The following is a 12,083-nucleotide window of genomic DNA, read 5'->3' as shown; positions in this document are numbered from 1 at the left end:
CCAGCTCAGTTAAGCTGAATAATAAGTGACGTCACGGGCAATGTGAAATCATTCAACGTTCAGGCTGCCATTGGCGGAACTGCTCCAGCGGCATCGGGCGGCTAATCCAGTAACCCTGAAGGAAAACAACGCCATGTTCGCGCAGCCAGGCTGCCTGCTCCGGCGTCTCCACCCCTTCGGCGACGGTCGACATATTCAATCGCCTTGCCAGGGTGAGTACGGCATCAAGCACCGGGGAGGTCACGGTTTCCGTCCCGATCGCGTTGACAAAACCCCGGTCAATTTTGATGTAATCCATGGTGAAACGCTCAAGGTAAATCAGCGCACTGTGGCCGGTACCAAAATCATCAATCGCAATTTCAAAGCCTTCATTGTGCAGCCATTCGAAAAGATTGTTGGCTTCCCGATGGTTAACCATGTCGCGCTCGGTGATTTCCAGCACGATCTGGAAATGATCCGGCGGCATTAAGTCCAGGAAAGTGCGCATATCCTCTTTGAAGCTTTCCGCATGCAGATGCCCCGGCGCAATGTTAATGCCCAGTTTTGCGCCCGGTGGCAGAAGGGTTTGTAATACCGGCGCGTCGCGGATGATGAGGTCAAAGAGATGCAGCGTCAGCGGCACAATCAGCTTCTGCGCTTCGGCGAAGTTGATAAAGGCATCAGGCGGAATTTCCCCCATCGTCGGGTGTTTCCAGCGCATCAGGACTTCGACACCACGCATTTGCAGCGTCTCGGCATCCACAACAGGTTGATACACCACATAAAACTGGCCGCGTTTAATGGCGCTCAGGATCTCTTTGCCTGGGTTAAGACGCGTGGTGAGGATATAGAAATTAAGCGAGCCGGCCGCGATCCCGCAGACCAGTCCAAAGAACACCGCGAACAGGATTTCATCGCTCGTCCACTCTTCGGCGTACAGTTTGATCGTCAGCGGAACCTCTTTTAGGGTCGCGGTACGCGCCGGCGTTTCATGTAAATCCTGTGCCTTAACCAGTGTGGCGGACCTGGTCGACAACGCATTGTCGCCAATGATGATGGCAATGCCCGCGAACTCGTTCTGGCGTGCGGTGTAAAGCATATACGGAGTCAGGTTGATGTTTACCGAAGTAAACACGCCGCCATCCTTCACCAGCGGATTTCGATACCAGATGGCAATCGCGGGTCTGTGCGGCATCATCGGTGTACCCGGCAGTAACGCCATATCAATCTGTTTATCAATGTGCAGCTCGGGTATCAGTTCTTCCATCGGGACGTTCATCGGACCGGTGGCTGAAGAGCAGTACGCCAGTTTATCCCTGACCAGCAAAAAGGCGCGCACGTTAAGGCTAAAGGCCGCGCGAGAGGTCAGCTCAGCGTTGACGTCGTGGCAGCTGTTCAGCGTGAGCGGCTGAAGGAGATCGATAGAGCTTTTCAACTCATCGAAGTAGCTTTCCATGTAGATGCTCACGTCGTCAATCAGGGTGTCGAATCTGACTTCCCGCTTGTGGTAGCTCCAGAAAAATTGCAATGAACCCAGGAGCAGGGCTGTGATCAGGCCGGTGATAAGGCTGAGGAAAAGTATCTTGCGATTACTGGAGAAGTAGCGGGTGAACATAGACGTCGTGGTTCCTGGATTGCCGCTGAATGTATTCAGTGTAACGGGCAAAAAAAAACACCGCCGAAGCAGTGCTTTTTTTTATCATATCGCCGGCCAAGGGATAACCAACGATACAATGATTATTTTAACTGCGGGTCAGTACGCGGCGCGCTTCGTTATAGCGCTTCTTCCAGTAAGGTTCGTTCATGCTGGAAATGGTCACACCGCTGCTGGTGGAGGCATGTACAAACTGGTCATTGCCAATGTAGATGCCAACATGTCGACCTGTCGAACCCGCACGGAACAGGACTAAATCCCCGGTGCGCAGTTTAGTGCGTGAAATCGACTTGCCCATCTCCTGCTGTTCGTAAGTTGAACGCGGAAGATCTAACCCAAACTGCTCACGGAAAGTACGCTGTACGAAACCGGAACAATCAATCCCTTTTTTGGTGCTGCCGCCAAGACGATAACGCACGCCTTTCCAGTCAGCATACTGGTCCATAATACGGGACTTCACGTCCAGATTACGTACCATATTTTCAAATTCATCCTGAGAGGCTTGCAGTGACGAGGAATCTTCCATTCCCACAACACGCGTCTCAGGATGCATATTCTTTGCGGTGTTCGATGTACTACATGCAGATAACAATACCGCCACTGCTATCGCCGGGATCCCCCGTAAGATATATCTCAAAATCGGTTGAGATTTGACCATTTTGTTTATTATCCCTTGAAGTCCTTAACGACAAATATCGTTATAAAAAATGCCAAACGTGACGAGACTAATTATCTGTTCACAATGAGACAATTCTTTCTGATCACATTTGTGGCGTAGCGCACAAATTTATTCACCAGCGAAATAATTATCTCTATGGGGCAAAACGAGTTCGAGATTAACCGATTGCCTGGGGTATTGCGAGCAAAAAAAGCCTTTTTTTTATAAGAAATTGTGATACAGAAAGTAAAAATTGATAATTGTTCAAAAAGCGCACGATCAAGGTTAAAAACCGTGCAACACATTCATTTTTATCACGAATATTGTGACGAAATGATGACGGGAGGGGGGKRAAGGGGAGAAAAGTGCATCAAGGATCAAAACGATCCCTGATGCATAGTGTTAATTAAGGTTAATTATTGGTTTCTGATTTGTTGCGTTTTGCCGGGGAGGTAGCGATCGAACACGGCTATTATCTTGTCGCTCAGCGGTGTCATCAGACACCACGGCAGCGCAACCAGCACAGAAGAGAGCGAACCGACTGCAATATCAGTAAACCAGTGAGCACCAATCATTACCCGTGGGAAGGCAAAAACCACAAAAATAATCAGGGCTATCGCAAAGGCTTTTCGGCCGAAATAGCGGAGCATCACGCCGGAAAAAATAAGCAGCATCATTCCGTGATCGCCCGGGAAACTGGCCTTCGACGCATCTTTCGTTGGAATATGCAGCAGCTCGCTGACGCGATAAATATCGGGGAAGAAGAGCGTTGGGCTGGAACGCTTAACCGGAATAATGGCCGTTGCCAGCTGGTTAATTACCACCGCAAGCAGCAACATCATCAAACCAATAATCAGAATACGGCGGCGTCCTGTTTTGTCCTCTTTCAGCCAGAAAGAGAGCATCAGGCCGCCCATCGCCAGCAGCGAGCAGCCGTCAAAGGCGCGGTTATTCGTGATAGCAACCAGCCACAGGAAGGCTTCGCTCTTCACCAGTTCCTGGTTGAAGAAGTGAAAAATGGCAGAATCCAGCGGAAACCAGACACCATGATTCGCCGGGATATACCAGGAGAAAAAGAGCGCCAGACCGGCGACATTAAGCAGTAATATCAGGGGAAGTCGAGTCGTCATAACATTCAGCATAGAGTGAAATCTGGGGCAACGTTAGCCGCCCAAACTTAAACGAAGCTTCAACAGGCTGGACTGCAGGGCATTCCAGTCGGCGTTAACCGCACTAATTAACTCTATTCGGCTATCAGGTGGCGCCACATTTTGCGTTTCGATAAAGAAATCTTCGCCCTGACGGTTGATCCGCACCAGCCCGTCCGGGGTGCGCATGATCCCTTTAACACGATCGACCGGAGCCAGTCTGGCCCATTCGAGTATGCCGATGGTGTCGAATACGGTATCTGCATCGAAAATCCATCCGCAGGCCTGATAGCCCTGGCCGCTGTTAAGGTTACGACGCCAGCGCTGGTGTTCCGGCAGGCTCAGGGCAGCCAGACCCTGTTTTTGCGGATGGCTGTGGGCGTGTTCCGCGCTTGCCGGAAGCGCCGCCAGGTTCAGGCGAGGCAGGTCAAGCAGGGCGTTATCAATTTTCCCCTGGGTGGTCTGCACCCGCTGACGGTTGCCACCGAAGTGCTGCCACCATGTCTCCAGTGCGGACTGGCTTTCCGCCGTTGCGCGATCCTCTTTATTGGCGACGATAATATCTGCCGAGGCGAGCTGGTCGCGGAAGTTCTCGTTGGTCACGGCTTTTTCATCCAGCAGCTGACGGGGGTCCAGCAGGCACAGCGTGGCACGCAGATCGATCCACGGCTCGTAGACCGGCGCGGTCAGTAAATCGAGAATTTGCTTCGGATGACCCAGCCCGGTCGGTTCAATCAGCAGACGGTCTGGTTTGCCCTGACGCAGCAGCGTATTCAGCCCGACCTGCATCGGCAGACCATTTACGCAGCACATGCAGCCTCCGGGGATCTCTTTGATCATCGCGCCGCTGTCTGCCAGTAATGCGCCATCAATACCCACTTCGCCAAATTCATTGACCAGGACGGCCCATTTTTCTGCCGGATCCTTATTGGCCAGCAGGTGGAGAATTGAGGTGGTTTTACCGCTGCCGAGAAAACCGGTAATGAGGTTGGTTTTGGTCACGTGCGCTCCAGTCGATAATTGTGATGCTATAACAATTATCCATCATCCTGGCGAAAAACGGGCGCAATGAGAAGGGGGAGGGCGAACGGAGGCAATCGCCGTTCGCCTTAAGCGCAATAATCGCTAAATATTTAACGTTTCGATAACAGCCTGACGCGCGCCATGGCGGGTGATGCGCTGATAGGCCTGGCTGATGGCCTCCACGAATAGGCTATTTTGTGCGAGATCGTGACCAAAGATTTCACTCAGCCCCAGCAGGGCGTTGACGCGCTCAGCGTCGCTGCTGGCTGCAACAAGGGTGCGGATTTTATCACTCAGCGGATCGCGCACATCAATCGCGTCGCCACGCTCGTCGGTACCGCTGACGTAGCGGATCCAGCCTGCAACGCCCAGGGCCAGCAGCGGCCACGCGGTTTTACGTTCAAGATGGATGCGGATCCCATCCAGCATGCGTTGCGGCAATTTCTGGCTTCCGTCCATCGCAATTTGCCAGGTCCGGTGCTGCAGTGCCGGATTGGCAAAGCGTTCAAGCAGGCTATCGGCATAAGCCGTGAGGTCGACATCCTTAATACGCAACGTAGGAGCCTGCTCATTCAGCATTAACCGACGTGCGGCTTCGCGAAAAGCGGTGTCTTCCATACATTCGTTAATGTGCGCATACCCGGCGAGGTAGCCCAGATACGCGAGGAAAGAGTGGCTGCCGTTGAGCATGCGCAACTTCATCTGTTCCCACGGCAGAACGTCCTGCACCATTTGTACGCCAGCCACTTCCCATGCCGGGCGTCCGGCAACAAAATTGTCTTCCACTACCCACTGAATAAACGGTTCGCAGCTGATGGCACAAGGATCTTCTACTCCAAGCTCCTGCGTGATTTCTGCCAGCGACGCCTCGGTCGCGGCGGGGACAATTCGGTCGACCATGGTCCCCGGAAAGCTCACATGTGAATCAATCCACTCTGCCAGCGCCGGGTCGCGTTTCTGGGCCATCCCTAATACCGCGTTTTTCACCACATGGCCGTTATCAGGGATGTTGTCGCAGGAGAGGACGGTAAAAGCGGACAAACCGCGTTCACGGCGGCGGTGGAGCGCCTCGACCAGGATCCCTGGCGCGGAGTGCGGTTCAGACGGGTTCTCCAGATCGTGAACGATCCGGGGGTTGTGCAAATCCAGATTACCGGTGGCGGGATCGATGCAATAACCTTTCTCTGTGATGGTGAGCGACACAATGGCGACCTGAGGTTCACAAAATTTCTCAATGATGGCAGGCAGAGAATCCAGTTTTGCGTTCAGACATTCATGGACGGCACCGACGATAATCGGCTGGTTTCCCTCCGCCCCTTTTTCCAGCACGGTGAAGAGATGATCCTGTGCGCGCAACTGGCTCATCAGCACGTCGCCGCTGAAGAGGCTAATCTCACAAATACCCCAGTCGCCGCCTTTCTCATTCAGCACCCGGTTTGTTAACAAGGCCTGATGCGCGCGGTGAAATGCGCCGAAGCCAAAATGGACGATGCGAGAGCGTAACTGCTTACGATCGTAGCGAGGGAGCTGGACATGGGCAGGAAGCGAGGTGGAGGCAATTGTCTTCATGAAATACACACCTGATTAACCATTAATTAACAACGCCAGTGTAAAGTTATATGACAGCAAATAAAATTGGTGAGCCGTAAATATCCCCGAAGTGTGAGTTTGATCAATCAATGTGTGGCGGTGTGTTGACCCTTTACGGCAAACATGTATGGTAGTCGTCATCGTAGTCATTCATATTGGTATAACAACTTTAGAGGTGAGGCAATGGAACAGACCTGGCGTTGGTACGGGCCGAACGATCCGGTTTCTCTTGATGATGTGCGTCAGGCTGGCGCAACGGGTGTCGTGACGGCGCTGCATCACATTCCTAATGGTCAGGTATGGCCGATTGAAGAAATCAAAAAGCGTCAGGCGCTGCTGGCGGAAAAAGGCCTGACCTGGTCTGTGGTGGAAAGCATCCCGGTTCACGAAGATATCAAAACCCATTCAGGTGATTATCAGACCTGGATTGCCAACTACCAGCAGAGCATTCGTCACCTGGCGGCCTGCGGTATTGATACTGTTTGCTATAACTTCATGCCCATTCTTGACTGGACGCGAACCGATCTTGAGTACACGTTGCCGGACGGCTCAAAAGCGCTGCGTTTCGATCAGATTGCCTTTGCCGCATTTGAGCTGCACATCCTGAAACGTCCTGGTGCAGAAGCCGATTACACGGCTGAAGAGCAGCAGCAGGCGCTCGCGTGGTTTAACGCAGCCAGTGACGACGAGATTGAAAAGCTGACCCGCAATATTATTGCTGGCCTGCCGGGCGCTGAAGAGGGCTATACGCTGGATCAGTTCCGCGCGCGACTGGCGGAATACGGGAATATTGATAAAAACCAGCTGCGTGAAAACATGGCGTTTTTCCTGCGCGCTATCGTACCGGTAGCGGAAGAAGCGGGCGTACGTCTGGCTGTGCACCCGGACGATCCACCGCGTCCTATTCTCGGTTTACCGCGAATCGTGTCCACGATTGAAGATATGCAGTGGCTGAAAGAGACCGTGGACAGTATCTATAACGGATTCACCATGTGTACCGGCTCTTATGGCGTGCGTGCGGATAACGATCTGGTGCAGATGATTGAAACCTTCGGCGATCGTATTCACTTCACGCATCTGCGTGCGACCTGCCGTGAGGATAATCCAAAAACCTTCCATGAAGCAGCGCACCTGGGCGGCGATGTGAATATGGTCGCGGTAGTGGATGCGATTCTGGCGGAAGAGGTACGTCGTAAGCACGCGGGTGACGTTCGTCCTATCCCGTTCCGTCCCGATCATGGTCACCAGATGCTGGACGATCTGCGTAAGAAAACGAACCCAGGTTATTCGGCGATTGGTCGTCTGAAAGGCATGGCGGAAGTCCGGGGCGTTGAGCTGGCGCTGAAGATGACGAAATACCCGGAACTGCTGTAACGTCTGTTGCCCGGTGGCGTTGTGCCACCGGGCGAATATCGCATTAGTCTGCGCGACCCATATAGCGTTTTTCTTCAATATGGATGCGGATTTTCTCGCCCGCGGAAAGGTATTCTGGCACCTGCACCACCAGACCGGTCGTCAGGGTTGCTGGTTTGTTGCGGGCACTTGCGGATGCACCTTTGATGCCCGGAGCCGTTTCCACGATTTCCAGATCCACGGTCTGCGGCAGCTCCAGCGCCAGCAGCACGCCATCCCAGGTCAGAACCTGCATGTCAGGCATCCCGCCTTCAGGAATAAAGAGGAGTTCTTCTTCAATCTGATCTTTGGTGAAGATATACGGGGTGTAATCTTCTTTATCCATGAACACGTATTCGTTGCCATCAATGTAGGAAAAATCAACATAGCGGCGGGTCAGGGTCACGGTATCAACGATATCGTCACCTTTAAAACGTTCTTCCACTTTCAGACCGGTACGCACATCGGCGAAACGCATTTTGTACAGCGTTGCTGCACCACGGGCGCTCGGGGCCTGAATATCGATATCTTTCACAATCAGCAGCTTGCCGTTGTAATTCAGTACCATACCTTTCTTAATTTCGTTCGCTCTTGGCATTGCAGTAATCCTGTTTACGGGTGGTAAAAAATATCGCGCCAAATTACTCGTGCTCGGCCTTTCAGGCAAGCGGAATTCGTGGCTTTTGCTATCAATACACAAAAGGTGTTACTGTGCGCGCAATGCCCGACTGCGCGGGCGTTCTTCAGCGAAAGAGAGCCTGTATGGATTGTCGTCCCGATTGTGGCGCGTGTTGTACCGCACCGTCCATTTCAAGCCCCATTCCTGGCATGCCGGACGGCAAACCTGCCAATACCCGCTGTGTGCAGCTTGCTGAAAATAACCTGTGCATGATCTTTGGTTCCCCGCTGCGCCCGAAAGTCTGTTCCGGCCTTCAGCCGTCCGCGGAGATGTGCGGCAGCACGCGCACGCAGGCGATCACTTACCTTCTTGAGCTGGAAGCGCTCACCGCCCCTTAAACGTCCTTAATTCGCGCCAGACACCCTATCGTCAGCGTACACATCACCAGCGCAATCCAGAATACCGTGTGATAGCTCCAGATCTCGGCCACGATGCCGGCCATTGAACCTGCAATAATCCAGCCCACGCGAGTGGTATTGGTATAAAGGGTGGTGGCGGAGCCTGCCTGGCCTGGCATCAGGTCCTGGAAGTAGAGCATGCCAATCCCGGCGAGTATGCCGATATAAATGGCGTTGAGAAGCTGCAGTGCCAGCAAGAGTCCTGGCGTGTGCACCGTCAGCATACCGATATAGAACAGCAGTCCTGCGACAGCCGCGATGCGCATTAAAAAACGCTTTCCGAAACGCTTCGCGTAATAGCCCGCGATCAGCATGGTCGGGATCTCAAGCCCGGCCGCGGTTCCCATCATAATGCCCGCCAGCTTCTCTGGCAGATGCAGCTCATCAATAATAAACAGCGGCATGTTGATAATATAAAGGCTGTTTGTTCCCCACATCAACGTACAGATAACAAACAGGAGCAGCGCATCACGACGGTTACGGCGCGGGGCTTCCAGTACGCCTGAAGCCACTTTGGGCTCTTTGCGCATCGACGGCAGGAAGAACCACACCATGGTGCCGCACACCACAAACGCGACAGCCGCACTCAGGTACATCACCGTAAAGCCAAACCCCATCGCCAGGGCATACGCCAGCGGCGGGCCAATGACCCATGCCAGCGACACCTGGGCACGCAGAATAGAGCTGAACATCACCGCTTCACGACCGGTATGGTCGGCGTGCTCGCGGGCGAGGGCGAACATCTGCGGGTTCGCCGTGGAACCGAAGCTGCTCAGGAACACCCCCACGAACAGCAGGATGAAATAGTTGCGATTAAAAGCAAACAACACGCAGGCAAACACCCCGAGAAGGCAGCAAAAGACGATCAGACTTTTACGATCGCCTTTTCTGTCGGAACGCCCCGCCAGAAACTGACTCACCAGAATGCCGATGATGGCGCTGCCGGTAAAAAAGAAGCCAACCATTGCCGGACGGGCGTGGACTTCATTGGTCAGAAACAGGCTCAGCGTGGGCGTCTGTAACGCCCCGGCAATGCCGGTAAGGAAGGCAACAATCAAAAACGCCGTGGACGTCAAATCAAAGGGTTTTGGCGAGGCGGCGGCAGGGGTGTTATGCATACTTTCAGTATCAGCAAGTCATAAAGAGACGCGGAGTGTACGACGCTTGTCAGAAAATAAACAGGTACTGCGGTCAATTTCGCCACGAAAAATCAAAATGCCATTTCAATTAACAGTCGCGGGCTGAACTTAGCTGAAACTGACTTGCTGAACGTCAGCAAGATTCAGCTGAGCGAAGAAGAAATGTGCTGTATCTCTAAATTCTGCATCGCCATTTGTAACTTTTCTTGCAAGGTTAAGCAGAAAGCGCAAGACTTTTTGAAACGTTTCAGCGCTATCTTGTTTTAACAAACGGAGCAGGCTAGCGCATTTTTTCTCATTTAAGCTGAAACGATTCAAGTTCAGCAGGAGAGGAGAACCATGTTCCAGTTATCTGTTCAGGATATCCACCCGGGCGCTCAGGCCGGGAACAAAGAAGAGGCCATTCGCCAGGTTGCCGCTGCCCTTGTGCAGGCGGGTAATGTCGCGGACGGCTACGTTAACGGCATTCTGGCGCGCGAGCAGCAGACCTCCACTTTCCTCGGCAATGGCATTGCCATTCCGCACGGTACAACGGACACCCGCGATCAGGTGCTGAAAACCGGCGTTCAGGTTTATCAGTTCCCTCAGGGTGTGGTGTGGGGCGACGGTCAGGTTGCTTACGTGGCAATCGGTATCGCTGCCAGCAGCGACGAGCACCTGGGCCTGCTGCGTCAACTGACGCATGTGCTGAGCGATGATTCGGTGGCTGAACAGCTGAAGTCCGCGACGACGGCGGAAGAGCTGCGCGCGTTGCTGATGGGCGAAAAACAGAGTGAAGCGCTGAAACTGGATAATGAAACATTGACCCTGGATGTTGTGGCGAGCGATCTGGTCACGCTGCAGGCGCTGAACGCAGGCCGTCTGAAAGAAGCCGGTGCGGTAGACGCGTCCTTTATCACGCGCGTTATCAATGAGAAGCCGCTGAACCTGGGACAAGGTATCTGGCTGAACGACAGTGCTGAAGGCAACCTGCGCAGCGCTATCGCGGTGAGCCGCGCGGTCAACGCGTTTGATGTTGAGGGCGCGCACGCTGCGATGCTGGTCACCGTCGCGATGACTGATGAACAGCCGGTTTCCGCGCTAAAACGTCTTGGCGATCTGCTGCTGAATGACAAGGCTGAAAAACTGCTGAACGCTGACGCAAGCACGCTGCTGGCGCTGCTGACCAGCGATGATGTGCTGACTGATGACGTGCTGACCGCTGAGTTTGTAGTGCGTAACGAGCACGGCCTGCATGCCCGTCCTGGCACCATGCTGGTGAATACCATTAAACAATTCGAAAGTGAGATTACCGTGACTAACCTTGATGGCACGGGCAAACCGGCCAACGGCCGTAGCCTGATGAAAGTTGTCGCGCTGGGCGTGAAGAAAGGTCACCGTCTGCGCTTTACCGCACAGGGTGCTGATGCTGAACAGGCGCTGAAAGCGATTGGCGACGCCATCGCGGCAGGTCTGGGGGAGGGCGCATAATGAGCAGACGTGTTGCGACTATTACGCTGAACCCGGCATACGACCTGGTGGGGTTTTGCCCGGAGATTGAGCGCGGCGAAGTAAACCTCGTGCGTACCACTGGCCTGCATGCTGCAGGTAAAGGGATTAACGTCGCGAAAGTGCTCAAGGATCTCGGTATCGATGTCACCGTGGGCGGATTCCTCGGTAAAGATAACCAGGATGGTTTCCAGCAGCTGTTCAGCGAGCTGGGGATTGCTAACCGTTTTCAGGTTGTTCAGGGCCGTACCCGTATCAACGTCAAGCTGACGGAGAAAGACGGCGAAGTGACCGATCTAAACTTCTCAGGCTTCGAGGTGACTCCGTCAGACTGGGAGCGCTTCGTGAACGACTCTCTGACCTGGCTTGGTCAGTTCGACATGGTCTGCGTCAGCGGCAGCCTGCCGTCCGGCGTGAGCCCGGAAGCGTTCACCGACTGGATGACGCGTCTGCGAAGCCAGTGCCCATGCATTATTTTTGACAGCAGCCGTGACGCGCTGGTCGCCGGCCTGAAAGCCTCGCCGTGGCTGGTGAAGCCGAATCGCCGCGAACTGGAGATCTGGGCTGGCCGTAAGCTGCCAGAATTAAAAGATGTGATTGACGCTGCCCATGCGCTGCGCGAGCAGGGTATCGCTCACGTGGTTATCTCTCTTGGTGCAGAAGGGGCGCTGTGGGTTAACGCTTCTGGCGAATGGATCGCCAAACCGCCATCGGTTGACGTTGTCAGCACCGTTGGCGCAGGGGATTCAATGGTTGGCGGTCTGATTTATGGCCTGCTGATGCGTGAATCCAGTGAACATACTTTACGTCTTGCCACCGCCGTTGCTGCCCTGGCCGTTAGCCAGAGCAATGTCGGTATTACCGATCGTACCCAGTTAGCCGCGATGATGGCGCGCGTTGACTTAAAACCTTTTAACTAACAGCAGGAGAGGAAT

General features: G+C 53.8%; 11 protein-coding genes. 4 read left to right on the top strand and 7 right to left on the bottom strand.

What is annotated here, in order from left to right; translation table 11 throughout:
* Positions 1–52: 52 nt before the first annotated feature.
* The 5 genes from JTA15_RS10540 to JTA15_RS10520 all read right to left on the bottom strand — a co-directional run bounded on the left by JTA15_RS10540 (position 53) and on the right by JTA15_RS10520 (position 6,031).
* Complete coding sequence (locus JTA15_RS10540) at positions 53–1,594, bottom strand: cyclic di-GMP phosphodiesterase (protein ID WP_020883182.1); 1,542 nt, start codon at positions 1,592–1,594, stop codon at positions 53–55.
* Positions 1,595–1,721: 127 nt separating this feature from the next.
* Entirely contained in the window at positions 1,722–2,291 is a 570-nt protein-coding gene (gene mepS, locus JTA15_RS10535) for a bifunctional murein DD-endopeptidase/murein LD-carboxypeptidase (RefSeq protein ID WP_014170930.1), read from the bottom strand.
* A 416-nt stretch (positions 2,292–2,707) separates the two neighbouring features.
* Positions 2,708–3,421: a phosphatase PAP2 family protein gene (locus tag JTA15_RS10530; RefSeq protein ID WP_025203633.1), complete on the bottom strand. Its 714-nt coding sequence runs from the start codon at positions 3,419–3,421 to the stop codon at positions 2,708–2,710.
* A 33-nt stretch (positions 3,422–3,454) separates the two neighbouring features.
* A complete protein-coding gene (locus JTA15_RS10525) occupies positions 3,455–4,441 on the bottom strand; it encodes a GTP-binding protein (protein ID WP_014170928.1) in 987 nt (328 codons plus the stop codon).
* A gap of 123 nt (positions 4,442–4,564) precedes the next feature.
* Positions 4,565–6,031 carry a mannitol dehydrogenase family protein gene (locus tag JTA15_RS10520; RefSeq protein WP_219373205.1) on the bottom strand — a complete coding sequence of 489 codons (1,467 nt, stop codon included), beginning with the start codon at positions 6,029–6,031 and terminating at the stop codon, positions 4,565–4,567.
* Positions 6,032–6,235: 204 nt separating this feature from the next.
* Here JTA15_RS10520 and uxuA point away from each other — a divergent pair, with 204 nt between their 5' ends.
* Entirely contained in the window at positions 6,236–7,426 is a 1,191-nt protein-coding gene (gene uxuA / locus JTA15_RS10515; RefSeq protein WP_121339262.1) for a mannonate dehydratase, read from the top strand.
* A 43-nt stretch (positions 7,427–7,469) separates the two neighbouring features.
* Here the strand turns inward: uxuA and yeiP are convergent, their stop codons facing one another.
* The gene (gene yeiP / locus JTA15_RS10510) at positions 7,470–8,042 is read right to left on the bottom strand and encodes an elongation factor P-like protein YeiP (RefSeq protein ID WP_008500940.1); all 573 of its coding nucleotides are present in this window, start codon (positions 8,040–8,042) and stop codon (positions 7,470–7,472) included.
* Between the two features lie 164 nt (positions 8,043–8,206).
* On the opposite strand from yeiP, the gene JTA15_RS10505 reads away from it, so the two are divergent.
* Complete coding sequence (locus JTA15_RS10505) at positions 8,207–8,461, top strand: zinc/iron-chelating domain-containing protein (protein WP_020883186.1); 255 nt, start codon at positions 8,207–8,209, stop codon at positions 8,459–8,461.
* On the opposite strand, the gene setB is transcribed toward JTA15_RS10505, so the two are convergent.
* Positions 8,458–9,639 (bottom strand): sugar efflux transporter SetB, encoded by a 1,182-nt coding sequence (gene setB, locus JTA15_RS10500; protein ID WP_014170922.1) that lies wholly within the window; start codon positions 9,637–9,639, stop codon positions 8,458–8,460. The two genes, JTA15_RS10505 and setB, sit on opposite strands and share 4 nt — an antisense overlap.
* A gap of 360 nt (positions 9,640–9,999) precedes the next feature.
* On the opposite strand from setB, the gene fruB reads away from it, so the two are divergent.
* The gene (gene fruB, locus JTA15_RS10495; RefSeq protein WP_219373204.1) at positions 10,000–11,130 is read left to right on the top strand and encodes a fused PTS fructose transporter subunit IIA/HPr protein; all 1,131 of its coding nucleotides are present in this window, start codon (positions 10,000–10,002) and stop codon (positions 11,128–11,130) included.
* Positions 11,130–12,068 carry a 1-phosphofructokinase gene (fruK, locus tag JTA15_RS10490; RefSeq protein WP_014170919.1) on the top strand — a complete coding sequence of 313 codons (939 nt, stop codon included), beginning with the start codon at positions 11,130–11,132 and terminating at the stop codon, positions 12,066–12,068. The genes fruB and fruK overlap by 1 nt, the downstream gene beginning before the upstream one ends.
* The last annotated feature ends 15 nt before the right edge of the window (positions 12,069–12,083 follow it).

It is taken from the genome of Enterobacter sp. BIDMC 29, assembly GCF_019378755.1.
In the GTDB taxonomy this organism is placed as follows: domain Bacteria; phylum Pseudomonadota; class Gammaproteobacteria; order Enterobacterales; family Enterobacteriaceae; genus Enterobacter; species Enterobacter ludwigii.
This window is presented reverse-complemented; position numbering and strand designations above follow the sequence as displayed.

Bases quoted from the DNA above. Each gene is read 5' to 3' on its own strand.
- JTA15_RS10530 (WP_025203633.1), bottom strand. From the start codon at position 3,421: ATGACGACTCGACTTCCCCTGATATTACTGCTTAATGTCGCCGGTCTG.
- setB (WP_014170922.1), bottom strand. From the start codon at position 9,639: ATGCATAACACCCCTGCCGCCGCCTCGCCAAAACCCTTTGATTTGACG.
- yeiP (WP_008500940.1), bottom strand. From the start codon at position 8,042: ATGCCAAGAGCGAACGAAATTAAGAAAGGTATGGTACTGAATTACAAC.
- mepS (WP_014170930.1), bottom strand. From the start codon at position 2,291: ATGGTCAAATCTCAACCGATTTTGAGATATATCTTACGGGGGATCCCG.
- JTA15_RS10520 (WP_219373205.1), bottom strand. From the start codon at position 6,031: ATGAAGACAATTGCCTCCACCTCGCTTCCTGCCCATGTCCAGCTCCCT.
- uxuA (WP_121339262.1), top strand. From the start codon at position 6,236: ATGGAACAGACCTGGCGTTGGTACGGGCCGAACGATCCGGTTTCTCTT.
- fruK (WP_014170919.1), top strand. From the start codon at position 11,130: ATGAGCAGACGTGTTGCGACTATTACGCTGAACCCGGCATACGACCTG.
- JTA15_RS10505 (WP_020883186.1), top strand. From the start codon at position 8,207: ATGGATTGTCGTCCCGATTGTGGCGCGTGTTGTACCGCACCGTCCATT.
- fruB (WP_219373204.1), top strand. From the start codon at position 10,000: ATGTTCCAGTTATCTGTTCAGGATATCCACCCGGGCGCTCAGGCCGGG.
- JTA15_RS10540 (WP_020883182.1), bottom strand. From the start codon at position 1,594: ATGTTCACCCGCTACTTCTCCAGTAATCGCAAGATACTTTTCCTCAGC.